We start from the raw sequence: 26,776 nt of genomic DNA, 5'->3' as shown, positions 1-26,776 counted from the left end.
ATGGCCATGGAGCGGATTCTCATCGCGGAGGATGATGATGGCATTGCGGACTTCATCAGGCGGGGCCTGGTGCAGGAGGGTTTCGAGTGTGAGGTGGCGGTCTCCGGCGCGGCCGCGTTTGCGCGCGCCCACAGTGGTGATTTTGACCTGATGATCCTGGATCTGGGGCTGCCGCATATGGATGGTGCGGATGTTCTGGAGCAGCTGCGTGTGTTGAAGGTGTCGCTGCCGATCATTGTGCTCACCGCCCGCACGAACATTGAGGATCGCATCCGGTCCCTGGAGGGTGGGGCGGATGATTATATGCCCAAGCCTTTCCAGTTTGCGGAGCTCCTGGCACGGGTGAAGTTGCGTCTGGCCAGCCGTCAGCCGGTGGAGAGGACCACGAATGCTCACCTGCTCAAGCACGGCACCCTGGAACTGGATCTACGCACCCAGAAGGTGTTTGTGGCAGATAAGTGGCATGATCTTTCCCGCCGTGAGTTTGATCTGCTGGAGACCCTCATGCGTCATCCGGGTCAGATTCTCTCCCGCGCCCAGTTGTTGAACATGGTGTGGGATATGAGCTTTGATCCGGGGTCCAATGTGGTGGATGTGTATATCCGGGCGCTGCGTAAGAAGATCGGCGCGGAGAAGGTGGAGACCGTCCGGGGTTCTGGCTACCGACTCATTTAGCAGGGCAGACCCTGTTACAGAACCCAGCTCCCCGCCCTGAGCAGTCAGGGCGTCGGTGTTGTTGTCTCCTCTTCCACAGCTTCGCGGTCCGGTGTGTTGTCGGATGCCACCTCAATAACCGCAGCCGGTGTGAACCGCCGCAACATCACCCAACCGATGATCAGCAGGCCACCCAACACAGCTACGCCCACCCACACCGGGGTCAGGGTGCCTCCGTTGCCCAGGGCGGTCAGGGCGAAGGTGGGATAGTGCAGGGGCATCAGCCCCGCCAGGATCTGCCACACGGTGCCGATCTCCGCCACAGCGGTGACGTTCCAGACGTGTCCGACCACAGCAACCTGCGCGATCCATCCGATCACGGCGGCTATCACTGCTCCGGTCACACCGAAGGCATGGATGAGCACGCGGGCCATCACCGCCGAGGCCATGGTGGCCAGCAGCAGCACCGCCACGGCTCCTGCCAGCGCGGCAGCCCCCATGCCGAGCGCCACCGTGAACACTACGACACCACCCAGTGCGGTGATGCCCAGCACCACGAAGGCCAGCAGCCACCGGTTACGCAGCGTGAACCATCCGAGTGCCACCCCGGCCAGCATCACCATGGTTGCGATCAGGAAGGCGTACATCGGTGGCAGGGAGGCCGACTGAGCCTCGGATCCGGATGCGGTGAGCTCAACCCCCGCCGCGGGCATCTGGGGTGCCGGCAGAGCCCGCTGGACGGCACCGGTCTTCTCCTGGTTGAGCGCAGCCATGGCCTCGAGGCGGGAGGCCCCCTCATCCAGAGCGCTGAAACCCGCGACAGCCTCACCGACACCCGCCTCCAGCTCACCAAGGCCGGTGGCCAGTTCAGCAGCACCGTTGGTGGCTGTATAGATGCCGTCGTGGTAGCCATAGCCTGGAACTGCCAGCTGGTTGGCCAGGTCGCGGGTGCCGGAGCGCAGCTCGTCGAGGCGGTCGGTCATCTCCACATCGAGGCCGGCCTTTTCCAGCTCGCCCTTCAGGTTCGCGAGCTGGCCCCGGATCTGCTCAGCCTCGGGCCGGTCCATGGCAGCCAGGTCGCGGTCGGCCTGCTCCAGGGCCATCCGGATCTGCTGCGTCAGGATCACCAGGCCGGTCATCTGCTCCACCGCGGAGGACACACCATCGGCGATCTCGGTGGCACCGGTGCCCATCTGCCCCGTGCCGGCCTGCAGTTCGATGAGACCCTGGTGGAGCTGCCGGGCGCCCTCAGCCGCGGCACCCACGCCCTCCTGGAGGGGGGTCGCGGCGTCGACAAGCTCCTGTGTTCCGGCGGTGAGCTCACCGGTACCGCTGGCGAGGAACCCGGCTTGGGCCCCGGCCTCACCGGCGGCGCGACGGGCCTCGATGAGCTCCTGACTGTTCGCCGATGCAGGCGCGGGTGCACCCGTAACTTCCCCGCCAGACGACCAGGACCGGGAGATGTCCATGTCTGTGGCGGTGGCGAACACCGTGCCCGCGATGAGCGGAATGAAAAGAAGCAGTACCGCCAGAATCCCACCCCTGCGGGTGGCTGGTGTTTCGGTGGGAGCAACAACAGCAGACATACTTACGAAATGTAGTGACCCCGCCTGGTGTGAGCTGGTAGGCGCACCGGATGATCACACTGGTAACGTCTATTTGAGTTTTTGTAATGAATCATTTCCAATCGAAAACCTGGGTCGTCGATCATTCCCGACGGCGGGGTGTGGGGAAACCAGCATGACCTTACTACTAGTGATGGTACTGGCTGCGTTCTCGGTGGTGTTCTCGCCCATCGTGGTGCGGGTACTCGACCGGAAAGCCGGTTGGCCGCTCGCGTTGATCTTCCTGGCCGCGGCCTATTTTCTGATCCGTGAAGCCGGGCCGATCCTGGATGGCACCCCGCTGACCTGGGAGGTCGTGTGGATACGTGACCTGATCGGCACGGGTACGGACGTCATGTTCTCCCTGCGCGCCGATGCCCTGAGCCTGTTCTTCACGTTGCTCGCGCTGGCGATCGGCGCCATCGTTTTCATCTACTCCACGGAGTATCTACCCCGTCAGAAGGGCAGTACCAGTTTCTACACCATCATGACGGCGTTTACCGCCTCCATCCTCATGCTGGTGCTTGCCGATGATGTCCTGGTGCTGTTCATCGGCTGGGAACTGGTGTCGCTGGCGTCCTTCATGCTGATCGCGCGTTCCGGTTCCGGTGGTGAAGCCGGTTCCATCCGTACCCTGATCCTCACCTTCTTCGGTGGCCTCACCCTCCTGGCTGCCCTGGCGATCGCCGCCACGAAGGCCGGCACCACCAACCTCACACAGATCCTGGCCGCGGATTTCTGGGCCGATGAACCCGCCATCACCATCACCGTGGCCATGCTCATCGCGGTATCCGCCTTCACCAAGTCGGCGCAGTTCCCCTTCCACTTCTGGCTGCCCGAGGCCATGGCCGCGGCCACCCCGGTCTCCGCATTCCTGCACGCCGCCGCCGTGGTCAAGGCCGGTATTTACCTGCTCATCCGGTTCAGCACTGTGTTCCACGATGTGGCGGCATGGAACTGGCTGCTCATCGTGGTCGGCATGGGGACGGCGATCATGTCGGCGTACTTCGCGGTCCAGAAGACGGATCTGAAGAAACTCACCGCGTATTCCACCGTGTCCCACCTGGGCTGGATCGTGGCCACCATCGGTGTGGGCACCCCCTTCGCCATCGCCGCGGCCCTGGTGCACACCTTCAGCCATGCGCTGTTCAAGTCCTCACTGTTCATGCTCATCGGTGTGATCGACCACCAGACCGGCACCCGCGATATCCGCCGCCTGGGTCCACTGGTCAAACAGATGCCGTTCACCTTCGCCTCCGTGCTCGTCGGTGCGTTGTCCATGGCCGCGGTCCCACCGCTGCTGGGTTTCGTGTCCAAGGAGGGCATGCTCACCGCGTTCCAGGAAGCCCCCATCGGCAATGTCGGTGTGGTCATCCTGCTCGCCGCTGCCACCATCGGTGCCATTCTCACCTTCACCTATTCCGCGAAGCTCGTCCTCGGTTCCTTCGTGGACGGCCCGCGCGATATGTCCCATGTCAGGGAAGCCCCGGTCTCCCTGTGGCTGCCGGCCGCCCTGCCTGGCCTGGCCTCCCTTCCCCTGGTGTTCGCGCTCGGGCTTTTCGACGCTCCCATCAATGCGGCGGTCACCACTGTCAGCGGAGTCTCCCCGGACAGCCACCTGGCGCTGTGGCATGGCATCAATGTCCCGCTCATCCTCAGCCTCATTGTCCTCGCGGTGGGTGCTGCCCTCGCTGTGGCACGGAAGAAGGTATGGCCTGTCGTCGAGAAGCGTCCGGTTCCGATCCCCTCGGGCAACGACTCCCTGGCTCTCCTGCACCACTGGCTCACCCGCATGGGCCGGGTGCTCGCACGAATGGCGGACAGCCACAATCCACGTGCCCACCTGGTCAACCTGATCCTCCTGCTGGTGGTGTTGGCCGCCGTGGCCACCCTGTCACCCGCCGTGGTGCTGGGCGCCAAGACCGAGGGCATCGACCGTTGGATGGATCTCATCCCACTCACCCTCATCACCCTGTCGGTCATCGGGCTGGCCACCAACCGCAACCGTCTGAGTTCCGCGGTATTCATCGGCACTGCCGGTGTGGGCGTGTCCCTGCAGATGTTGCTGCTCGGTGCCCCTGACGTGGCGCTCACCCAGTTCCTCGTGGAGGCCCTGGTCGTGGTGATCATTATGATGGTGGTCCGCCACCAGCCGACCCTGTTCAAGAAGGGCACGAAGAATCACGCCACCACCGTCGTGGTTTCCATCCTCGCCGGTGTGGCCGCCTTCCTCGCGGTGTGGGGTCTGCTCGGTCGTCGGGACCGTTCCGAACTGGCAATGTGGTACCTGGACAACGGGCCTGAGATAACCTCTGGCGCCAATGTGGTCAACACCATCCTCGTGGAGTTCCGAGCACTGGATACCCTCGGTGAGCTGTCCGTGCTGGGCATGGCCGCCGTAGTCATCGGTGCGGTGGTGGCCTCCATGCCACGCCACCCATTCCTCCAGGGCACCCACCCACGTCCCTTCGGACAGTCCCAGCTCAACTCCATTCCGTTCCGCCAGCTGGTTCGCTTCCTCATCCCGGTGCTTGGTGTCTTAAGCTTCCTGGTGTTCATGCGTGGCCACAACGATCCCGGTGGTGGATTCATCGCCGCCCTCATCGCAGGTGGCGCCCTGATGTTCCTCTACCTGTCCAAGGGCAGGGACAGCAAGGCCTTCGGAGACAATGTCCCGTTCCTGCTCACCGGCATCGGCATCCTCTTTGCGGTATTCGCCGGTGTTCTGGGCCTGATGCGTGGTTCCTTCCTCTATGCCATCCACTTTGAGTTCGGTGGCCAACACTGGTCCACCTCCCTGATCTTCGATGTCGGTGTCTACCTCGCCGTGCTTGGCATGGTGTCCATGGCCATCAACGATCTCGGTGGTTACCTGCGCCCGGGTTCCCCCCTCGAGATGCTGGACTTCGCCCGCAGATCCGGTCCCCTGCCCCCGACCCCGGAGGTCCCCGGGGAACCCGACGGGGACGAGGACTGGCCGGATCCACTCAACCCGGCCACAGCCCCGGTGGATGCCGTCATGGCCAAGGCCGCCGCCGCAGAAACCGCTGCAGCCGGCGGGGCGGTAGCCACGGGCACCGCCGATACCCGTGACGTCGGCCCCGGTTCAGCCGCGGCTGCGGGGGATACTCCCGGTACCGGTCCCGCATCGGAAGACACCACTGACGATAAGGAGAACCTGCGATGATCCTCGCACTGACCATCGCCGTCCTCTTCGGTGGAGGCGTCTACCTCATCCAGCAGCGGGGCATGGTGCGCATCGTCTTCGGCATGTCACTGATCAGCCACGCCGCCAACCTCACCATCCTCTACGCCGGTGTGCCGGCCTGGCGTGGTGAGCCGTTCCCGGACCGCACCGCGATGACGGACGCCGCCGACCCGCTCCCCCAGGCTTTCGTGCTCACCGCCATCGTCATCGCCATGGCTACCACCACGATCCTGCTGACGTTGGCGGCCCTGGGCCGCAGCGATGACACCCGTTCCGTGGAGCCCGAGGATGACCAATCACCACTGACCACCTCGGCCCGCTCCCTCTACAAGCCGGGGCACACCCCGGTTGACGTGGCCCGGAGAGCCCAGAAACAATCCGAATCCCCCGCGGCAGGGGATGCCGGGGTCGCCAGCGATACCCGCGCACCCCAGAGGGAGGACCACAACTAATGGCACCTGACATACTCCTTCCCATTTTCGTCGCCGTTCCACTGACAGCATCCGTGCTGGCTGTGATTCTGCCCAGCAGGATGATGCGCGACCTGTTACACATCATCGTGCCGTTTGCCGGCATCCTGGCCGGCGTGTGGCTGTTCGCCCACACCGCCGAACACGGCACCATCGCCCACAGTGTGGGCCTGTACGTAGGTGGCGTGGCCATCCCCTTCGCAGCGGATGCCTTCAGCGCGATCATGATCATCACCACCTCCATCGTGGCGGTGGCGGCCAACTGGTTCGCCACCATGGTCGGTGAGACCCGGGCCCGGTTCTACCCGGCCCTGACACTCATGCTCATCACGGGTGTCAACGGCGCCCTACTCACCGCCGACCTGTTCAACTTCTTCGTATTCATCGAAGTGATGCTTCTGCCGTCCTACGGTCTGATCGCCATGACCGGCACCTGGTCCCGTCTGGCCGCGGGACGGATCTTCGTCCTGGTCAACCTGTCTGCGTCCACGCTCCTGGTGGCGGGCGTGGGCATCCTCTACGGCGTGGTCGGTTCCGTCAACATCGCGGCGCTGCAGGGTGTGGTCAGTGACAACACCACCGCGGCGGTCGCCATGGGCATTGTCATCATCGCCATCGCAGTGAAGGCAGGTGTCTTCCCCGTCCACACCTGGCTGCCCCGCACCTACCCGGGTACCTCCGCCGCGGTAATGGGATTGTTCTCCGGTCTGCACACCAAGGTCGCGGTGTACATGCTGTACCGCATCTATGTGATGATCTTTGATCTTGACCCCACGTGGAACTGGTTGATCGTGGCCCTCATGGTGGTCTCCATGCTGATCGGTGGTTTCGCCGGCCTCGCGGAAAACTCCATCCGCCGGGTGTTGGCCTACCAGATGGTCAACGGCATGCCGTTCATCCTGGTCATGCTGGCGTTCACCTCCGAGGATCCGCAGCGGGCCCTTGCCGCGGGCCTGCTCTACACCCTGCATCACATGATCACCGTTGGCGCTCTGATTCTCACCTCGGGCGCCATTGAGGAAACCTACGGAACCGGATTGCTGTCCAAACTCTCCGGTCTGGCCAGACGGGATCCGTGGGTGGCTGTGGTCTTCGCCGCGGGTGCCTTCTCCGTGGTGGGATTCCCACCGTTCTCCGGGCTGTGGGGCAAAGCGTTCATCGTCCTGGGGATCGCCCGCGATGCCAGCGTATGGTCCTGGATCGTCATCGCCGCGATCGTGATCGCCAGTTTCGGCGCTCTGTTGTCCATGATCCGGGTGTGGCGGGAAGTATTCTGGGGTGGTTCCATCACAGCACACGGTGTCTCCCCTGCACTGCGGGTCAGTCCCGCCAAGATCGCCCCGGCCACCGCGCTCATGGTGCTGTCGGTGGCCATGTTCCTGCTGGCCGGCCCGCTTATCGACGCCACACTCACCGCCACCGCCGGTCTGCTCGACACCACCGGCTATATGGATGCCGTCCTGGGCGATGAGGCCGTGGGGGTCCCCAGCCCGAACTACACGGGAGGTAACTAGAAATGTTGCACCTTTTGACCTTCGGCCCCTGGCTGGTCGGCCAGATCTTCCTCAGTGGTTTCAACGTGGTTACCTCCGCGCTGAAGAAGGAGGCTCCATTCACCCCGGTGGTCATCCGCTACCCACTGCGGGTGACCAGGGAATGGCAGATCGCGGCGCTGTCCGCCTGCATCACCATGACACCGTCCACCTTGTCCCTGGGTCTGCGTGAACCCCGTGAGGAGGGCGCCCCCATGGTGCTGCTCATCCAGGCGGCCTTCGGTGCTGATCCGGTGGGGGTATTTGAGTCCATCGCCGACATGGAGGCCCGCATGGCACCCCATGTCAGGGGCATCAACCACGGTGTCCCCGGGCAGGGTGAGGGCAACCAGATCCGCCCCGGCGACTTCGAGTACCCCAGCACCGAGATCGCCGACACCGCCCGTGACACCGTCAGCCGTGGAAAGAGGGATACCCCGTGAGTGCCTTTGAAATTGTCATCACCATCGGCATCGGTATGGTCGCCGTGTCGCTGGTGGCCTCCATGGTCCTGATCCTGCGTACGAAGGACTTCATCACCCGTGCTGTTGTATCCGACATGATCTTCTACTCCATGATCGCGATCTACCTGATGTGGTGCCTCAACAACGCCACCTCCATCGCCTATGAGATCGCGTTCCTGGCCGCCATTCTCGGTGGCGTGCTGCCGACGATGTCCATGGCCCGCATCATCACGAAGGGACGCAGGTAGATGACCATCCCAGAAATCATCATCTCGATCACCGTCATCATCGCCGGGTTGTTCTCGCTCGGCACGGCGCTTGCCCTGTGGCGGGCCCCGGATCCACTCACCAGGGCGAACCTGGTTGGGCCGACCGTCGGTGTGGTCATCCCGCTGTTGATCATGTGCCTCATGCTGCGTGAATGGACCACCACCGGGTTTGACCTCAACAACTTCATCCGTGGCTGCCTGGCCATCACGGGTGTCTGGGTGGTGGCCTCCGTCGGGTCCTTCTACCTCGGCCGCGCCATCTACGGGGTGACCGTGGTGGACAACCGCAACCGGGAAACAAACATCGGTTGACGGGCGCTTTTCGACGCCCCACCCCCACCGCCTCCCGCACCCTCGTAGTAAAGGTGCGGGAGGCGGGCGTCGTTAAGCAGCTCTTTCCCTCTTTTTCATCAGCGGACAGCTGAATTCACAGGTTTCCTGAACTACTATCGGATGTGATTCATCTATTGCCCGATCAAGTGAAGGAGTACCCCATGCGTTTCAAGAAGCTCGCAGCCGTGGCACTGTCCACCGCCCTCATTTTCGGTGGCACCACCGGCGTCGCCCACGCACAGTCCGCAGCACCGTCCCCAAGCTCCGAAATTCCGATCCCGCCGGAGCTGGTCGGCTTTGTCACCCAGTTCAACGTTCCCGCTGATGTTGCCTTTGCAGGTCTCCAGATCGCTGCCGCATGGTTCGCCGTCGGTCTCGGTTCCAGCGCACTGAGCCTGGGCAGCTCCGCCCTGGGCACCGGCAGCGCCGTGCTCAGCTCCCCGCTGTACTGATAGACAAACACCACCCCTGCGCCCGTCTCGGCGGGCACAGGGGTGATGTTCTTTTTCTCCAGCGGAAAACCCCACCTGCAGGACGCAGGTGGGGTTTTCACATCACACAGTGGGAGTAGTTGACACTACTTCTTGTCGATGTCATCACCGGTGGAAGAGGTGTGCTCAGCTGCGCCGGCTGCCTTCTTCTGCAGGTAGAGCTCCTTGACGCGTGCGCCCAGGTTCTCATCCACGTTGGTCCAGTACTCGTAGACGCGTGGCTCGGTCTCCTCAGAGATGCCCTGCATCGCGTTGGAGATGTTGTCAGCCAGACGTGCCTTCTCCTCGTCGTTGTACACCTCGCGGTAGAGGATGCCGGCCTGCATGAAGTCGTCATCATCCTGGTGCTTGACGTAGGCGGCGCGAACCAGGTCGGTGCCGTGCGGGTCCGGGTTGACGTAGATGTCGGAAGCCTGGCCGTAGGAGGTGTGGTTGGAGGAGGAGGTCTCACCGTCATCCAGGTAGCCTGCGCCCTTGGAGTAGCGGTTCGGGCTGTAGGAGGGCTCACCCTCGGCATCGAAGACGTACTGCATGTGGCCTTCGCGGCTGTAGGTGTTGACCTCATTGATCGGACGGTTGATCGGCAGGTCGCGGTAGTTCGCGCCGATGCGGTAACGCTGCTGGTCGGCGTAGGCGAATGCGCGGGCCTGGAGCATGCGGTCCGGGGACAGGCCGACACCTGGGACGATGTTGCCCGGGTCCAGGGCGATCTGCTCGATCTGGGCGAAGAAGTTACGCGGGTTGCGGTTGAGGATGAAGTAACCGACGTCGATGCGCGGGTAATCCTTCTTGGACCAGACCTTGGTCAGGTCGAAGGGGTTCCAGCGGTAGTTCTCGGCGTCCGCGAACGGCATGATCTGAACCTTGACATCCCAGATCGGGTAGTCACCGTTCTCGATCGCGTTGTAGAGATCCTCACGGTGGTAATCGGCGTTGATGCCGGCCATCTCCGCGGCCTCGGCGTCGGTGAAGTTCTCCACACCCTGACGGGAGATGAAGTGGTACTTGACCCAGAATGCCTCGCCGTCCTTGTTCACCCACTGGAAGGTGTGGGAGCCGTAGCCGTTCATGTGGCGGGTGGTCTTCGGGGTACCGCGGTCACCCATCAGGTAGGTCACCTGGTGTGCGGACTCGGGAGCACGGGTCCAGAAATCCCACTGCATGTCGGCGTCGCGCAGACCGTTCTTGTTCAGACGCTTCTGGGAGTGGATGAAGTCGGGGAACTTCATGCCGTCACGGACGAAGAAGGTCGGGGTGTTGTTACCGACGATGTCGTAGTTGCCCTCCTGGGTGTAGAAGCGGAGTGCGAAACCGTGGACATCACGCCAGGTGTCAGGGGAGCCCTGCTCACCGGCGACGGTGGAGAAACGGACACCCATCGGGGTGACCTTACCCGGCTGGAACAGATCAGCCTTGGTGTACTGGGACACATCCTCGGTGATGTGCAGCTCACCGAAGGCACCATGACCCTTGGCGTGGGGGATACGCTCAGGAACGTTCTCACGGTTGAAGTGGGCGAGCTTCTCAAGGAGATGGATGTCATTGAGAATGTTCGGGCCCTGCGGGCCGGCGGTTACGGAGATGTTCTCGGAGGCAACCGGTGCGCCGCTGTGGCGGGTGGTGTTTCCAGCCACCTTCGGACGCATGCCACGGTCGATGATCTGATCTGCTGCTGAGTTCTCAGTCATGTACTCAACCTTCCTGAATTTCGTTTTTCCTATTGATCGGAACTTATTGATAGCCTAGCGGATAAAGTCACGTTACGCTACCCCCTTGATGCGTGTCATGCCATCGGAGTGCGTTTATCCAGTAGGGAACGGAAACGATCTGCGAGACAGAAAACCCCCGTTCCCCCCAAATGTACCCCCTCAGACGGGGTCGCGCGCGTGATCACCCACGTTGATGGCTAGTCTGAAGCAGCGCTGTGAACTGGTATTCTTTCCTGTTGTGAAGTCCCCCGAGCGTAACGACGCCCACGTCACGGAGCTGGCTCTTGCCGCCGGACGCGGGGATCGTGACGCCCTCACCGAATTCATCCGCGAAACCCAGGATGACGTCTGGCGGCTGCTTGCCCACCTCGGTGGCCGGGAGATCGCCGATGATCTCACCCAGGAGACCTACCTGCGTGTCATGGGAGCACTCCCCCGCTTCGCCGCACGCTCCTCCGCCCGCACCTGGCTGCTCTCCCTTGCCCGGCGCGTGTGGGTGGACAACATCCGCCACGACATGGCCCGTCCCCGCAAATCGCACGTCGAATATGAAGACACCGGAGTCACCGACGCCACGAACTCCACCATCTGGTCCGAGTGGATCGACGTGCGCACGCTTATCGACGCACTACCCACCGAACGTCGCGAGGCACTGATCCTCACCCAGGTGCTCGGGTACACCTATGAGGAGGCCGCCAAGATCGCCGGCGTGCGGGTGGGCACCATCCGGTCGCGTGTGGCACGCGCCCGGGCCGACCTCATCAACGCCACCTCCAGTGCACTTGACGACGAAGAAACCGGAACCCGCGGTCCTTAAAGATCAGTAATCTAGACCCCATGAGTACCCCCATCCGAGGCGACCAGACCACGCCGCCGGATTCTGTCCATAAGGCAACGCGCCGGGGCATCATTCTGGCCTGGTGCACCCTGGCTTATCTGATTGCGGACACCATTATCCTCTTCATGATCAAAGGCAATTCCCAGGCCATGCAGGCCGCCTGGGTCCAGGACCTGCTGGGGATGGTTCCGCCCCTGGCTTTCCTCATCGGGGTGAGGTTGGCACGACGCCGGGCATCCCGGGAACATCCCTATGGCTTCGCACAAGCCATGGACATCGCCCACCTGGCCGCCGGTGCCGCCCTGATTACCTTCGGGTGTTTCCTCTTCTTCGACTCCACCATGACCCTGGTGGCACGCGAACGTCCCGACATCGGACAGTTTTCCCTCTTCGAACATGACCTGTGGCAGGGGTGGGTGATGATCGGATTCTCGTTCATCACGATTTTCCCACCCCTGCTGCTGGGCCGATTGAAGATGAAACCCGCAAAGCTGCTGCACAGCAAGGCTCTCTTCGCCGATGCCCGCATGAACCGGGCGGATTGGATGGCCGGGACAGCCTCCATCGTCGGCATCGCCGGTATCGGCTTGGGTTTCTGGTGGGCGGATGCCGTGGCCGCAATCCTCATCTCAGTGGACATCCTGGAAGACGGCTATAAAAACCTCAAGGGCTCATTGAGTTCCATGATGGACTCCGTACCGAAAAGCCTGGGTAAGGGGACACCCCATCCGATTCCAGGTCTGGTAAATGCCCGCCTGGCAGAGTTGGAGTGGGTGAAGGAGGTGGGCAACCGCACCCGCGAGGAAGGCCACGTCTTCCACGTGGATGCCTTTGTGGTGCCGGTGGATGCCACTGCCGTGACTGCGGCGGATCTGATCGATGCCCGAGAGATATGCCACGGATTGCACTGGAAGGTCCACGATGTCTCTGTGATCCCGGTTGCTGAACTTCCCCCGCTGCTCAGGACCGATTCCGCCAGCCTGGGAGAGGTCGAAACCACCTGAGGTGTCCTTCTCATCGGGGTGATTCCTGGCGGGGCACAGAATAAAAGCGGGGTCGACGCACCACTGCAGGTGCGACGACCCCGCCCATCACAAGCAGGTGGTGCCGTTGCTCAGGCGACCAGCAGCTCCGCGATCTGGATGGTGTTGAGGGCAGCGCCCTTGCGCAGGTTGTCCCCGGAGACAACAAACACCAGGCCACGGTTGTCATCAACGGTGGAGTCCTGGCGGATGCGGCCGACGAGGGACTCGTCGATTCCGGCGGCGGCGAGGGGGGTCGGGACGTCGACAAGCTTGACACCCGGGGCACCAGACAGCAGTTTCTTCGCCTGATCGACGGTGATGGAGCTGGTGAACTCGGCGTGGATGGTCAGGGTGTGGCCGGTGAACACGGGCACGCGCACGCAGGTGCCGGAGACCTTCAGATCGGGCAGGCCGAGGATCTTCCGGGATTCGTTGCGCAGCTTCTGCTCCTCGTCGGTCTCGAAGGAGCCGTCATCAACCAGGTTGCCGGCGAAGGGCAGCACGTTGTAGGCGATCGGGGCGACATATGGGCCCAGGTCACCGGCATCGGCAGCCTGACCGTCGTGGACGAAGTCCACGTTGTGGTCGCCGAGGGCTGAGACCTGCTTGGCCAGGGTCTCCACGCCCGCCAGACCGGAACCGGAGACCGCCTGGTAGGAGGAGACATGCAGCTTGACCAGACCAGCGGCCTCATGCAGTGGCTTGAGCACCGGCATGGCAGCCATGGTGGTGCAGTTCGGGTTGGCGATGATGCCCTTGGTCAGGTTGTCCTTGGCAGACGGGTTGACCTCGGAGACAATCAGGGGCACCTCATCGTCCTTGCGGAAGGCCGAGGAGTTGTCCACCACGGTCGCGCCGGCCGCGGCGAACAGCGGTGCGTACTGCTTGGAGGCGGTGCCACCGGCGGAGAACAGCGCCACGTCGATGCCCTTGAGGGACTCCTCGGTGGCCTGGGTGATGTCCTCAACCTCGATCTCCTGGCCGCGGAAGTCGAGCTTCTTACCGGCAGAGCGTGGGGAGGCGAAGAAACGGACGGAATCAGCCGGGAAGTCGCGCTGCTCCAAAAGGGTGCGCATAACCTGGCCAACCTGGCCGGTGGCGCCGACAACGGCAATGGTGGTCATTGAAAAACCTGCTCCTTAAGTGAAAAGCGTGGATTAACGTCCGGTACCGGCGTAGACGGTGGCTTCTTCATCGCCACCGAGCTGGAACATCTCGTGCAGTGCACGGGCAGATTTGTCCAGGTCACCCTCGCGGATGAGTACGGAGATGCGGATCTCGGAGGTGGAGATGAGCTCGACGTTGACGTTGACGTCGCGCAGGGCCTCCATGAACTCGGCGGTGACGCCGGGGTGGGACTTCATGCCGGCGCCGACGAGGGAGACCTTACCCACCTGGTCGTCGTAGAGCACGTTGGCCCAGTCGCCCTGCTGCTGCATCTTCTTGAGCAGCTCCATGGCGCGTGGGCCGTCGGACCGTGGGCAGGTGAAGGTGATGTCGGTGGTGCCGTCCTCCACGGAGGAGACGTTCTGCAGAACCATGTCGATGTTGATCTCGGCGTCGGCAAGCGCACGGAAGACCTTGGCGGCCTCACCCGGCTTGTCGGGGATACCCAGAACGGTGACCTTGGCCTCGGACTTGTCGGTGGCTACACCGGTGAGAACTGCTTCTTCCATAGGAATATCCTCCATCGAACCGGCGATCAGGGTGCCGGGGTCATTGCTATAGGACGAACGGACGCGCATCGGAACGTTGAACGCACGGGCGTACTCAACGCTGCGCAGCACGAGGATCTTGGAACCGACAGCCGCCAGTTCCAGCATCTCCTCAAAGGAGAGGCGCTCCAGCTTCTGGGCGTTGGGGACGATGCGGGGGTCAGCGGTGTAAACGCCATCCACATCAGAGTAGATCTCGCAGACATCAGCCCCAAGCGCTGCTGCCAGCGCAACTGCCGTGGTGTCGGAACCGCCACGACCAAGCGTGGTCACATCACGGGTTTCCTTATTAACGCCCTGGAAACCGGCGACAATACAGATCTTGCCCTCATCGAGCGCCTCACGCACACGCCCCGGGGTGACATCCACGATCCGGGCGTTGCCGTGGCGTTCGGTGGTGAGCACGCCGGCCTGGGAACCGGTGAACGACTGCGCCTCGGCGCCGAGGGATTCAATGGCCATGGCCACCAGTGCGTTCGAGATCCGCTCACCGGCGGTCAGGAGCATGTCCATCTCACGGGCGGGTGGAACCGGGTTGACGGCCGCGGCAAGATCGAGGAGTTCATCGGTGGTGTCGCCCATCGCGGAGCAGACCACGACGACATCATTTCCGGCCTTCTTGGTGGCAACAATCCGTTCAGCAACATTCCGGATGCGTTCCGCACTCTCCAGTGAGGAACCGCCATATTTCTGTACGACTAGGGCCACCCTTGCGCACCTTTCGTTCACGGTACTGACAGTTACGCCTTTTCACTCTACCTTTCCCACCCCCCGATACACATACGAGGGAAACTTTAGGTCCCACCCGGTATTCCTTTTGCTTACCGGCTTGCTTATCGACGCCCACCGCCCCACCCTGCCGGACCACCTCCCGGGAGTCCCCCTTACCCACGCCCCTGGCTCATCTACTAACGTTGATCGGGTGCAAAGTGATCTGTTGGCCGTGTTATTCGCACTGGCATCAGCCCTCACCATCGCGTGGGGAACCGTGGTCCGGCACGGTATCGCTGTCAGCGCGCCGGCGGGCACCTCCCCCATACTCACCGCTATCCAGAAGCCGATGTGGTGGGCGGGCATGTCCACCGCCATCATCGCCTACGGCCTGCAGGTGGTGGCGCTGTCCTTCGGCCCCCTCCTGCTGGTTCAGCCGTTTCTGGTGATGTCGCTGATGTTTACCCTCCCGCTGTCAGCCGCCTACAACAAACGACGCATGTCCCTGACGGAGATCTTGTGGTCCACACTGCTCACCGCCGCGGTGGCGGTGGTCCTGGTGCTGGGACGCCCCATCGGCGGAGAGGATCAACCACCCATCCAGCGGTGGATCCCCGCCCTGCTGATCGGCGTGGTGGTGCTCAGTGTGATCTACAGGTTGGGGGCGCGATCCGACAAGCGACGCAGGGCGTTACTCCAGGGGCTGGTCACCGGCGCCATCTTCGGTTATGTGTCGGTGTTGTCCAAGGCCGTGGCCGACAATTTCAACCTGGGGGGTTTCTCCGGCCTGTTTACCGCATGGGAGCTCTATGCCCTCATCCTCGTGGCCACCGTGGGCACCTGGGTGCAACAGAATGCGTTCAATGCCGGCGCCCTGCGAACCTCCCTGCCGGCGATGAAGATCGGTGAACCCATCGTTGCCTTCACCCTGGGTTATGCGGTGCTGCTGGAGCGGTTCCAGGCGGTTGACTGGGAGTGGATCGGAATGGGTGCGGCACTGGCGGTGATGGTGTTATCCACCGTCGTGTTGTCCAGAAAGAGCCTGTAGGCACCTACCCCTTCACCTTCCCCGTCCCCGGACATGACTGTGGCCCGTCCCCCCTCAATCGGGGAAACGGGCCACAGTACTATCCGGGTTGTTCAATCTCTCCCGGCTGCCGGGGTACTAGCTGCTGGCAGGCACGGAGGACAGGAAACCGGAACTTCCGGCGCCGTTGATGATGTCGTAAAGCCCCACGGACAGGCTGATCAGGAAATCAAATACGGATGATCCGACATAACCGAGGTCCTCGATCACGATCGGGATAGGAATAATCATCATGGTGGAGCTCCCTAGTGTGTTGTCAATGGAGGGGAAAGGTGGAGGCCAGCCCGGAAAGCTGACCTCCACCTGTCAGGCCCTATGGTTTAGGATTCGTTGCGCCGTCCACGGAGGACGAGCCACGTACCCAGCAGCAGAATCATGATTCCGCCACCAGCGAGCCAGATGACATCAGCGCCGGTGGATGCAAGACCAGTACGCTGTGTCTGCGGAGCAGCACCCTGCTGAGCCATTGGGGCTGCGCCCCGCTGTGGCTGGATGCCGTCCTTCGGGGAAGGAGGCTGGATGCCGTCCTTCGGGGAGACCTCCGGAGCAAGCGGTGCAGCCTCTGCCGGAGTGGTCGGTGTCGGTGCAACCGGTGCCGGTGGGACGGAGGATCCGCCACCGATCGGAACCAGCGGAAGCGGGATCGGGATGATGATCAGCGCGTTCGAGCTGGTCTTGTTCTCCAGTCCGACCTGGATGGGTGCATCCGGATCGGTGATGGTGATGACACCGGACGGGGATGCGCCGGGTTCGTCGACGACACCTTCGCCGGACCAGATGATCTCGCCCCACTTGACGTTGCCGACGCTGGTGTTAGCGCCAACCTCGGTCAGGGTGATCTCGGTGTTCAGCGGCAGGCCCTCCAGGGAGACCGGCTCGCCCGGAGTGACATTGAAGGTACGGGACTGCTCATTACCCTGCAGGTCGAGCCAGTCGGCGCGGACCTGGAAGACAGCCTCGTCATCGTTTTCAACATCATCGCCCTTAGGACCGGTGACCTTCTTCTCTACGATGATTTCGCCACCAGGTTCGATGTCGAAGGTCTGATCCTCATCGTTGGGGTCCTTGTGATCGGCCACCGGAGCGGTGATTCCGACCTCGAAGAGCTCCTCGAAGACAACCAGCTTCTCACCGGCGTAGGTTATCGCGTCAGCAGCGGAGATGGTGAAGATTACGTTCACAGTGCCGGAGACATAGAACTCACCAGCTGGAGCAGCATCCGTGGTGAAGGTGGTGGAACCGAAGATGCCGGTTGGGGTGACGGTAGCGCCAGCCACGTGCATCAACTCACCATCGAGACGGTACTCGGTGTTCGGCTTCAGGTTGGTGTAGCTAACGGTATCGATAACCTCACCACCGGTAACCGGGAGAATGTTGTCGGCGGAACCGGTCACATTCGCCTTGGTGCCGATTTCGATTTCAGGAACCTCAACGGTGAAGGTCTGATCCTCATCGTTAGGGTCCTGGTGCTCTGCAATCGGGGTGACACCGGTAGCCAGGAAGAGTTCCTCGAAGACAACCAACTTCTGGCCGCCGTACTCCGCAGCCTGACCAGCGGTGATCGTGAAGGTCACATTCGTAGTACCGGAGACGAAGAACTCACCGGCGTCTGCAGCAGGCGTGGTGAACGCGGCGGCTGCAATGATGCCTGTCGCGGTCACATTATTAGCTGCATCCACGTGCATGAGCTCGCCCTCAAGGCGGTACTCGGTGTTCGGAACCAGGTTGGTGTAGGAGACAGTGTCCACTACGGTGCCACCGGTGATCGGCAGGACGTTCGCTGGGGAACCGGTGACGTTAGCCTTGGTACCGATCTCGATTTCTGGGCGCTCCACCTCGAAGGTTTGAGCTATGTCAGTTGGATCGCGGTGCAGAGCAACAGCGGCGGTGATACCTACCTCGAAGAGATCTTCGAAGACGACTAGGGTCTGGCCACCATACTGCTCAGCCTGAGCTGCGGAAATGGTGAACACAACCAGTGCGGTTCCATCGACGTAGTTCTCGCCGGCATCTGGAGCGCCAGTGGTGAAGATGGTCTCACCCATGATGCCGGTTCGCAGGACAGTAGCGCCATCCACGTGCACCAGTTCACCGGCAAGGCGGTACTCGGTGTTCGGCTTGAGGTTGGTGTAGCTAACGGTATCGACAACCTCGCCACCGGTCAGTGGCAGCAGCTTGGTGTTCGGGCCGTTGGTGGCGGCAGAGGTACCGATGGTGATCTCTGGAGCCTCGACGAAGAAAGTCTGGGCCTGATCATTAGGGTTCCGGTGTTCCGCAACCGTGGCGCTGGTTCCTACGTTAATCAGATCTTCGTACACAACCAGCTTCTGACCACCATAAGTGGCAGCCTGATCAGCGGTGATCGTGAAGGTCACGTCCTGGGTGCCGGAGACGAAGAGCTCTCCAGCTGGGGCAGCAGGAGTGGTGAAGACAGCCGAGGAGGTAATGCCCGTTGCGGTGGCAGTAGCGCCAACCACGTGCATGAGCTCACCGTCGAGGCGGTACTGAGTATTCGGCTCGAGGTACTTGTAGGTAACGGTATCTACTACGGTGCCACCGGTCAGTGGCAGCAGCTTGCCATTAGGGCCGTCTACCGAAGCAGAGGTACCGATCTCAGGGTTTGGGGTATCCACAAAGAAGGTCTGCTGAAGATCGGTAGGATCTTCGTGCACAGCAACTGGCACGGTCGGTGTTGCTCCACCGGGCTCGAGGAGACGCTCAAAGACAACGAGTTTCTGATCGGCCAGACGCTCTGCGTCAGCTGCAGAAATGGTGAAGGTTACCTCTGTGGTGCCGTCAACAAAGAGCTCACCTGCCGCAGCCGGGCCGGTAGTGAAACTGCCGGAGGCAGTAATACCGGTGTCCACGAAGGTGTTGTCAGCAGCAACCGCGACGATCTTGCCGTCCAGGGTGTATGCGGTATTTGGCTTGAGATTCTCATAGGCCACGGTATCCACAACGGTGCCGCCAGTGAGTGGCAGGACGTTATCATTAACACCCTGAACCTGAGCGGTAGTACCGATAAGAGGCACATTGTTGAACAGGTAGTTGGTCAGGCTGACGCCGACGTTTCCGGCCTGGGTGGTGGTGATCACTGCGAACGGACCATTTGCGTCGGAACCGGGAGTGACACCTGCACCTGTAAATACTGGAGTTCCCCAGTCATGACCCGGGAATGCTGGTGGGGCAACCTCGGATAGTCGGATGGTCCAGCCTGCAGGACGAGCATTCCTGCCGGTAACCGGAGCTGCACCAGCCCTGACCTGCACGACATAGGTAGCTTCTGCAGTGCCGCCCGGGTACTCACCTGGCGCAAACTCTTCGACCTTAACGGCGAAAGGAGACTGCGCAGGATCAAAACCAGTTGGGGCCGAATCAAGAACCTTGTTCAAGCTGAAGGAACCGCGGGTAACGCCGATGGCGGTACCGGAGGTCTGCATCGTCTGGGTGACACTGGCGTCAGCAGTGATATTTCCATAGACCAGGTTGTTCTGATACTCGGTGCCACGCGGATCCATACCGCCAGATGCGGTACAGAGGCTGTAGACGATGGAGATCGGAGAGCCGGTGCCAAGTGCGATTCCCGTTGGAGGAACATCAATGGTGATGGTCATGACGTTGCCGACGACGTCTATATCAGCGGTGAGCGGTTCGCCCAGTCGACCGACGATCAGGTTGGTAACCGCGTCGTTTTCGCAGACCTTCAGCTTGGGATCGAAGGTGTCAACGAGCACAATATCATCAGTGATGAAGGTGTTCGGAGGTCCATCGATTACACCCGTCCAACGGGTAACGGTGGCGGCAGGCTGGTCAACCAGTTCGCCGCCGAAGGAGATCAGGCGGCCACTCTTACCGAGGGAGTAATCGGAACCGAGAATGTTGTACTGGCTGCTGACCGCGTTGGCGATGGCAGTACCCTGCCACTCACCATTGGCACCGGTATAAGGCTGTCCGGAGATCGGGTCAATTGGAACGTTGGTGATAGTACATTCGTAGCGGCTGGCGCCAACATTTGGAGCACAGTTGCCCCAGACATTGCCGGCCGCATCAACCAGCTGATCAATCGGGATAGGAACGAGGCGCAGCGGTGGATCGGGGATATCGATCTTGAAGCGGTCGCCCGCAGCTAGATTCGGGGACAGTGCAGAGGCGTCCCAGGTACCAAAAATTTCGACGTTGTCGCCGACATAGATGTTGCCTACCTGGCCACCCTCTAGACGAATACCATCGGCGGTAACGACGACGGGGCGGAAGCCCTCGGCATCCTGGTCAGTGGCCTGCATCGGGATGACTTGCATCGGGCCGATAAGTCCGTCGAGCGCATCAAGGAGGGCATTGCCGCCGTCAGGATCAACAACTTCGTTGTCAGTGGTTTCAGCAGGCTCATCGTCAACAATGACGGTGTCTTCCTCAACAACCTCAGGAGATGTCTCCGTCTCTTCAATCAGGATTGGATCGTTGAGAGCTCCGAGCTCATCTGCGATTTCACTAATTGTGGAGTCTTCCGTTACCACCTCATCTGCTTGTGCAGAACTCATAGTTGGGAGCAACGCAAACAGCAGAGCCATCACGGCGAGGAACACCGTGACCGGAATCCAGAGGGACACCCCCTTCCTGAATCCGCGTGTGGATGTGTACTTATTCATGATTTCCTTCCAAAGATCAAAGACCACCTACGGGTGGACCTACCTATCAAGGTTGTTCAATGAGTTGGCAGGCTGTTGCAACGGAGAGATCTGCCACTCTGCGCGCAAGCGTATCAGCGGAAAAATACCAGCTCAACGGACCGAGAAGACTAAGTTTTAGCTTAGAAAAAAGGAATGAGACTGCCGAAATTCGACGGACTCAATAATGGCGTTTCCTGCACCCTGTCTGCTACTTACTTGTGAGCCAGTTCAAAATGAACGATTATTTATTCCAAAATGCTGAGCATTTGATAAGTGTCCTCCACCCCCAAGTGGGGCTGGTAATACAAAGTACATAACTACTAACTTTTTAAAAGATCACAGTCATGTGCCAGCGAAAAATACGCTTTCCGGGATGTTGCTCCACCCACCCGCCACCTCGGCCACCCCTCAACCGGTGCACCATTCCCGTCATTTTCCTGACGGAACACAATCGGTACGGTAGGCTGCTGTGCATGTTCTCATCACATGAGCGAAGCGCTCTTCTTCTTCGCCGCGGCGGGTCCCAGAGGTCATAGCGACCGGCACCCCGTCGCGGAGTTTGTGTTGCCGGTCGTGAACCCGCAACAGCGCTAGAGTTTGATTCGAGAAAACAAGCGCACACTCCACGAAAGATGAGTAACCATATGTCCCCGAATGATGCCTTCATTTCCGCCCCCTCCGAGGTTCACACCCCTGATGGTGACCGCCAGCCCAACCAGCCCGCCTGGAATAGGCAGCGCAACTCCTCCATGCCCGTAAAGCGCTACCTCCCCTTCGAGGTCGAGGTGGAGGACATCACCCTGCCGGACCGCACCTGGCCGGACAAGAAGATCACCCAGGCACCCCAGTGGTGTGCTGTTGACCTGCGCGATGGCAACCAGGCCCTGATTGATCCCATGTCACCTGAGCGTAAGCGCCGCATGTTCGAACTGCTGGTGAAGATGGGTTTCAAGGAAATCGAGGTCGGTTTCCCCTCCGCATCCCAGACTGATTTCGACTTCGTCCGTGAGATCATCGAGAAGAACATGATCCCGGATGACGTCACCATCCAGGTCCTGGTCCAGGCCCGTGAGCACCTGATCCGCCGCACCTTCGAGGCGTGTGAGGGCGCGAAGAACGTTATCGTCCACTTCTACAACTCCACCTCCATCCTGCAGCGCGACGTGGTGTTCCGCATGGACAAGGACCAGGTCAAGACCCTGGCCACCGATGCCGCTGAGCTGATCAAGACCGTCGCGCAGGACTACCCGGACACCAACTGGCGCTGGGAGTACTCCCCGGAGTCGTACACCGGCACTGAGGTGGAGTACGCCAAGGAGGTTGTGGATGCCGTCGTGGAGGTCATGGACCCCACCCCGGAGAACCCGATCATCATCAACCTGCCGGCCACCGTCGAGATGATCACCCCGAACGTCTACGCGGATTCCATTGAGTGGATGCACCGCAACCTCAACCGTCGCGATTCCATCATCCTGTCCCTGCATCCCCACAATGACCGCGGCACCGGTGTCGCAGCAGCGGAGCTGGGTTACATGGCCGGCGCTGATCGGATCGAGGGCTGCCTGTTCGGCAATGGTGAGCGCACCGGCAACGTCTGCCTGGTCACCCTGGCACTGAACATGCTGACCCAGGGTGTGGACCCACAGCTGGACTTCTCCGACATCAAGCACATCCGTCGCACCGTCGAGTACTGCAACCAGCTGCGTGTACCCGAGCGCCACCCGTACGGCGGCGACCTGGTGTTCACCGCGTTCTCCGGTTCCCACCAGGATGCCATCAACAAGGGCCTGGATGCCCTGGCCGCCAAGGTCCAGCCGGGTGCCTCCTCCACCGAGGTTGCGTGGGAGGAACTGCGTGGCACCGAGTGGGAGGTTCCCTACCTGCCCATCGACCCGAAGGATGTCGGCCGCGACTACGAGGCTGTCATCCGTGTGAACTCCCAGTCCGGCAAGGGCGGCGTCGCCTACATCATGAAGACCGACCACGGTCTGAAGATGCCACGGTCCATGCAGGTGGAATTCTCCGCCGTGGTCCAGAACGTCACCGACGCCGAGGGCGGTGAGGTCAACTCCAAGGAGATGTGGGATATCTTCGCCACCGAGTACCTGGACCGTTCCGCACCGGTTGAGCAGATCGCCCTGCGCGTCGAGAACGCCCAGACCGAGAACGATGATGCCACCATCACCGCCGAGCTGGTGGTCAAGGGTGAGAACCAGACCGTCTCCGGCCGGGGTAACGGTCCGCTGGCCGCGTACGCCAACGCCCTGGAATCCCTCGATATCGATGTGGAGATCCAGGAGTACAGCCAGCACGCCCGCACCTCCGGCGATGACGCCGAGGCAGCAGCCTATGTCCTGGCCGAGGTCAACGGACGCCTGGTGTGGGGTGTCGGCATCGCCGGCTCCATCACCTACGCATCCCTGAAGGCGGTCACCTCCGCGGTCAACCGTGCGCTGGACATCAAGCACCAGCAGGTCCTGGTGTAGTACCCAGCTGACCTGAAGCCCGGATCCCGGGGAGTCCACCATGGTGGATTCCCCGGGATCCTGTCGGTTACCCGGGTGCTTTGCCGCCCCCGCCACATCCACTACGGGGAAACCGGAACCCACCCACTAGGATGGATAAAATGAACGAACCTGCACAACACCCGGAGACCTCCCCTGAGCAGCAGCCGGGCTCCGATGCGGAGCAGGCCCAGGAGCAGGCCCGCCGCGAGGCCCAGGAGCACGCCCGCCAGAAGGCGATCACGGACGCTCCGTATGTATCAGTGACAATACAGAGCAGCGGCATCCACCCATCCACCTCCCGAATGATCACCTTCACCGCCATCACCCTCACCGCGGACAATGAACCGGTGGAAACCTTCCACGCCGTGCTCAACCCGGGTACCGATCCGGGTCCCTTCCACCTGCACGGTGTCACGGATGAGGAATTCCGTTCGGCGCGACGCTTCTCGCAGATCCTCAAAGCGGTGGACCGGTTGATCGACGGTCGTACCCTCATCCTCCACAATGCACCCCGGGCGTGGGGTTTCATTGTCTCCGAGGCCAAGCGCGCCATGAATGATGCCGCGCGGGCGAACCGCAGCACCAGCCGCAACAGCCGACGCGGGGGGCGGGGTCGGCGTCGCCAGCGGGTGGGGCATATCCCGCGGCCGGTATCGATCGTCGATACGCTCGCGTCCGCACGCCGGCAGGGGGTGGTGCTTGACGACGTCCGCATCCGTGGCGTCGCCCACGCCCTCGGCCTGGACACCCCACCGGCGGTCGCCACCACCGAACGCGCCGGGGTGCCCCACGAGCAGCTGTGCCGCGAGTCCACCCGGCTGGTGGCCGATCTCCACTTCACCCTGCGGGGTCGCGGTGAACTGGCCACCCAGACCCCCGACAACCTCCGCGCCGACAGGTTCGGCCTGCAACGCTCCCACATCCGGGTGCAGGCACAGGAGGAGAAACCGACACTGATCAACCCGGGTGTCTACCAGCCGGGCACCTCGCTGGTGGCCGGCATGGAGGTGGTTGTGGCCCCGGAGATCGAGATGGATCCCGACATCATCATCCAGGCCGCGGTAGATGCCGGTCTGAGCTATTCGGAGAAACTCACCCGTCAGACCTCCGTGGTGGTGTGCAACCAGACCCGCGACATCGACGGCAAGGCCATGCACGCCCAGCGCAAGAACATCCCCCTGCTGTCGGACGTGGCATTCCTCCAGGCTGTGGAGCGGGTGCGGGACGGAAAGGTGGCGGAGTAGGTCGTCGACAAGCGTGCTTGGGCAAGGTCACACCCAGCCGACCGCGGGGATTCACTAGACTCTAAACCCATGAAGCCTCGCCTGCCTGATTCCCTGCGCCGTCTGCGGACCCGCGCGGCCATGACCGCCGCGCATCTCGCCACCACCGCCTCACGAATCACCGGTCGCGGATCCGGTGGCATGATCGGTGGACTCGTGGCCAACGCCGTCGACCCGGAGATCATGGCCACCCTCGCCGGCGACCGCCCCGTCGCGCTAGTGACCGGCACCAACGGCAAATCCACCACCACCCGCATGCTGGCTGCCGCCATGCGCAGGCAGTTCACCATCGCCACCAATGAGGGCGGTGACAACATGGACGCCGGCATCATCTCCGCGCTGCTCGCCGGGCGCGAGGCCTCCCATGTGGTCCTCGAGGTCGATGAACTCCACGTCCCCGCCGCCATCACCCGCCTGCAGCCGTCCTGCCTGGTGCTGCTCAACCTCTCCCGCGACCAGCTCGACCGCGTCGGGGAGATCAACAAGATCGAACGCGTCCTGCGCGATGCGGTGCGCTCCAACCCGGACATGATCGTGGTGGCCAACTGCGATGACGTCCTGGTCACCTCCATCGCCTTCGACGCCCCCAACGTCATCTGGGTCTCCGCCGGCAGCGGCTGGCAGGGCGACGCCGTCTCCTGCCCCCGCACCGAGAGCCGCATCGTCTACGAGGGCAACCACTGGCGCGCCACCAAGGAGCTTCTCGACGGCCGCACCTTCGAGCGCCCCACCCCCACCTGGGCGGTCGACGGTGACACCGTGCGCACCCCCGAGGGCGACGTGATCCTGGACCTCAACCTCCCCGGCCAGGCCAACCGCGGTAACGCCGCCCAGGCCATCTGCGCGGCCACCGTCTACGGCGTCGCACTCGCCGATGCTGTCAATGCCGTCAACAGCGTGGACAACGTCGCCGGCCGCTACTCCACCATCACCTACGGCGACCACGAGGTCCACCTCCTGCTGGCCAAGAACCCCGCCGGCTGGCAGGAGGCCCTGTCCATGGTCGACCGCACAGCCGACGGTCTGGTCATCGCGGTCAACGGCCAGGTCGCTGACGGCGAGGATCTCTCCTGGCTGTGGGACGTGCGCTTCGAGGACTTCGAGCAACTCTCCGTCAAGGCCTCCGGCGAACGCGGCACCGACCTCGCAGTCCGCCTGACCTACGCCGACATCGACCACGACCTGCACCGCGACCCCCTCGCCGCCATCCGTGCCTGCCCACCCGGGCGCGTCGAGGTACTGGCCAACTACACCGCCTTCCGTGACCTGAAGAGGGCACTGGAAAAGGAGATCAACAACTGATGAGCACCCTGACAATCGGCCTGATCCTTCCCGACGTCCTCGGCACCTACGGCGATGACGGCAACGCCCTCGTCCTGCGCCAACGCGCCCGCATGCGTGGCATCGACGCCGACATCCAACGCATCACCCTCGACGACGCCGTCCCCTCCGGCCTCGACCTCTACTGCCTCGGCGGCGGCGAGGACACCGCCCAGATCCTCGCCGTGGAACACCTCGCGCAGGACCGCGGCCTGGCCACCGCGGCCGCCGCCGGTCGCCCCATCTTCGCAGTGTGCGCGGGTATGCAGATCCTCGGCGATTCCTTCCGGGCCGCCGGCCGCATCGTCGACGGCCTCGGGCTTATCGACGCCACCACAGTCTCCCTCCAGAAACGCGCCATCGGTGAAGTCGTCTCTGACCCCACCCGCGCCGGCTTCACCTCCGAACTCACCGACACCCTCACCGGCTTCGAGAACCACATGGGCGCCACCCTGCTCGGTCGCGACGCCGAACCCCTCGGCCGCGTCACCCGCGGCGAAGGCAACTGCGACACCTGGGGTGCCTCCGACGTGGTGGACAACGAACGCCAACAACACGCCGAGGGTGCCGTGCAGGGCAGCGTCATCGCCACCTACATGCACGGCCCAGCCCTCGCCCGCAACCCCCAGCTTGCCGACCTCCTGCTGGCCAAGGCCATGGGTCAGTCGCTGAAGGATCTCGCGCCTCTCGACATCGAGGTCGTCGACCGCCTCCGCGCCGAACGCCTGGCCTAATCGCAGGCTGCAACCCCGGCTCGAGCCACCGACCGTGTCATTCCGGTTGGTGGCTCTGTTTTTCCTGCTGCGGGGAGGCTTGCGCGTGCAAAAGGGTGCCAGCTCCCCTGCCGGACCGACCGTTTCTGGGCCTAACCGGCACGGTTGTGCTTCCT

General features: G+C 62.4%; 21 protein-coding genes. 15 read left to right on the top strand and 6 right to left on the bottom strand.

The annotated features are described in order from the left end of the window. Positions 1 to 6: 6 nt before the first annotated feature. On the top strand, positions 7 to 675 hold the full coding sequence (locus H9627_RS06505; RefSeq protein WP_191733190.1) for a response regulator transcription factor: 669 nt from the start codon (positions 7 to 9) through the stop codon (positions 673 to 675). 44 nt (positions 676 to 719) lie between these two features. Here the strand turns inward: H9627_RS06505 and H9627_RS06500 are convergent, their stop codons facing one another. Further along, on the bottom strand, positions 720 to 2,240 hold the full coding sequence (locus tag H9627_RS06500) for a YhgE/Pip domain-containing protein (RefSeq protein WP_191733189.1): 1,521 nt from the start codon (positions 2,238 to 2,240) through the stop codon (positions 720 to 722). Between the two features lie 154 nt (positions 2,241 to 2,394). Between H9627_RS06500 and H9627_RS06495 the strand changes: the two genes are divergently transcribed. The 7 genes from H9627_RS06495 (at position 2,395) to H9627_RS06465 (ending at position 8,986) form a co-directional block, all read left to right on the top strand. Then, positions 2,395 to 5,445, top strand: a complete 3,051-nt coding sequence (locus H9627_RS06495) for a DUF4040 family protein (RefSeq protein WP_191733188.1) — start codon at positions 2,395 to 2,397, stop codon at positions 5,443 to 5,445. Beyond that, entirely contained in the window at positions 5,442 to 5,918 is a 477-nt protein-coding gene (locus H9627_RS06490) for a cation:proton antiporter subunit C (protein WP_191733187.1), read from the top strand. Before H9627_RS06495 ends, H9627_RS06490 begins: the two co-directional genes overlap by 4 nt. Next, the gene (locus H9627_RS06485) at positions 5,918 to 7,450 is read left to right on the top strand and encodes a monovalent cation/H+ antiporter subunit D family protein (protein ID WP_191733186.1); all 1,533 of its coding nucleotides are present in this window, start codon (positions 5,918 to 5,920) and stop codon (positions 7,448 to 7,450) included. Before H9627_RS06490 ends, H9627_RS06485 begins: the two co-directional genes overlap by 1 nt. 2 nt (positions 7,451 to 7,452) lie before the next feature. Next, positions 7,453 to 7,911, top strand: a complete 459-nt coding sequence (locus H9627_RS06480; protein WP_191733185.1) for a monovalent cation/H+ antiporter subunit E — start codon at positions 7,453 to 7,455, stop codon at positions 7,909 to 7,911. Further along, positions 7,908 to 8,180, top strand: a complete 273-nt coding sequence (locus H9627_RS06475) for a cation:proton antiporter (RefSeq protein WP_191733184.1) — start codon at positions 7,908 to 7,910, stop codon at positions 8,178 to 8,180. Before H9627_RS06480 ends, H9627_RS06475 begins: the two co-directional genes overlap by 4 nt. Continuing rightward, on the top strand, positions 8,181 to 8,513 hold the full coding sequence (locus H9627_RS06470; protein WP_191733183.1) for a Na+/H+ antiporter subunit G: 333 nt from the start codon (positions 8,181 to 8,183) through the stop codon (positions 8,511 to 8,513). A 182-nt stretch (positions 8,514 to 8,695) separates the two neighbouring features. Further along, complete coding sequence (locus tag H9627_RS06465; protein ID WP_225213534.1) at positions 8,696 to 8,986, top strand: hypothetical protein; 291 nt, start codon at positions 8,696 to 8,698, stop codon at positions 8,984 to 8,986. 125 nt (positions 8,987 to 9,111) lie between these two features. Here the strand turns inward: H9627_RS06465 and H9627_RS06460 are convergent, their stop codons facing one another. Continuing rightward, complete coding sequence (locus H9627_RS06460) at positions 9,112 to 10,713, bottom strand: catalase (RefSeq protein ID WP_191733181.1); 1,602 nt, start codon at positions 10,711 to 10,713, stop codon at positions 9,112 to 9,114. Positions 10,714 to 10,972: 259 nt separating this feature from the next. Here H9627_RS06460 and H9627_RS06455 point away from each other — a divergent pair, with 259 nt between their 5' ends. Both H9627_RS06455 and H9627_RS06450 read left to right on the top strand, forming a co-directional pair. Further along, positions 10,973 to 11,551, top strand: a complete 579-nt coding sequence (locus H9627_RS06455) for an RNA polymerase sigma factor (RefSeq protein ID WP_191733180.1) — start codon at positions 10,973 to 10,975, stop codon at positions 11,549 to 11,551. Positions 11,552 to 11,571: 20 nt separating this feature from the next. Beyond that, entirely contained in the window at positions 11,572 to 12,576 is a 1,005-nt protein-coding gene (locus H9627_RS06450; RefSeq protein ID WP_191733179.1) for a cation diffusion facilitator family transporter, read from the top strand. A 110-nt stretch (positions 12,577 to 12,686) separates the two neighbouring features. Here H9627_RS06450 and H9627_RS06445 read toward each other — a convergent pair whose 3' ends face one another. After that, entirely contained in the window at positions 12,687 to 13,721 is a 1,035-nt protein-coding gene (locus tag H9627_RS06445) for an aspartate-semialdehyde dehydrogenase (RefSeq protein ID WP_191733178.1), read from the bottom strand. 33 nt (positions 13,722 to 13,754) lie between these two features. Further along, positions 13,755 to 15,020 (bottom strand): aspartate kinase, encoded by a 1,266-nt coding sequence (locus tag H9627_RS06440; RefSeq protein WP_191733177.1) that lies wholly within the window; start codon positions 15,018 to 15,020, stop codon positions 13,755 to 13,757. Positions 15,021 to 15,234: 214 nt separating this feature from the next. Between H9627_RS06440 and H9627_RS06435 the strand changes: the two genes are divergently transcribed. Next, complete coding sequence (locus H9627_RS06435) at positions 15,235 to 16,071, top strand: DMT family transporter (protein WP_191733176.1); 837 nt, start codon at positions 15,235 to 15,237, stop codon at positions 16,069 to 16,071. A gap of 117 nt (positions 16,072 to 16,188) precedes the next feature. Here H9627_RS06435 and H9627_RS06430 read toward each other — a convergent pair whose 3' ends face one another. Continuing rightward, a complete protein-coding gene (locus H9627_RS06430) occupies positions 16,189 to 16,344 on the bottom strand; it encodes a hypothetical protein (protein WP_191733175.1) in 156 nt (51 codons plus the stop codon). An 86-nt stretch (positions 16,345 to 16,430) separates the two neighbouring features. Beyond that, the gene (locus tag H9627_RS06425; protein WP_191733174.1) at positions 16,431 to 20,756 is read right to left on the bottom strand and encodes a VaFE repeat-containing surface-anchored protein; all 4,326 of its coding nucleotides are present in this window, start codon (positions 20,754 to 20,756) and stop codon (positions 16,431 to 16,433) included. Between the two features lie 665 nt (positions 20,757 to 21,421). On the opposite strand from H9627_RS06425, the gene leuA reads away from it, so the two are divergent. From leuA to H9627_RS06405, 4 genes are all read left to right on the top strand, one after another. Next, positions 21,422 to 23,263 (top strand): 2-isopropylmalate synthase, encoded by a 1,842-nt coding sequence (gene leuA, locus H9627_RS06420; protein ID WP_191733217.1) that lies wholly within the window; start codon positions 21,422 to 21,424, stop codon positions 23,261 to 23,263. 80 nt (positions 23,264 to 23,343) lie between these two features. Further along, entirely contained in the window at positions 23,344 to 24,528 is a 1,185-nt protein-coding gene (locus H9627_RS06415) for an exonuclease domain-containing protein (RefSeq protein ID WP_263599137.1), read from the top strand. Between the two features lie 69 nt (positions 24,529 to 24,597). Beyond that, complete coding sequence (locus tag H9627_RS06410; RefSeq protein ID WP_191733172.1) at positions 24,598 to 25,869, top strand: Mur ligase family protein; 1,272 nt, start codon at positions 24,598 to 24,600, stop codon at positions 25,867 to 25,869. Continuing rightward, on the top strand, positions 25,869 to 26,621 hold the full coding sequence (locus tag H9627_RS06405) for a type 1 glutamine amidotransferase (protein WP_191733171.1): 753 nt from the start codon (positions 25,869 to 25,871) through the stop codon (positions 26,619 to 26,621). The genes H9627_RS06410 and H9627_RS06405 overlap by 1 nt, the downstream gene beginning before the upstream one ends. The last annotated feature ends 155 nt before the right edge of the window (positions 26,622 to 26,776 follow it).

Source organism: Corynebacterium gallinarum (assembly GCF_014837045.1).
GTDB classification, from domain to species: Bacteria; Actinomycetota; Actinomycetes; order Mycobacteriales; family Mycobacteriaceae; genus Corynebacterium; species Corynebacterium gallinarum.
This window is presented reverse-complemented; position numbering and strand designations above follow the sequence as displayed.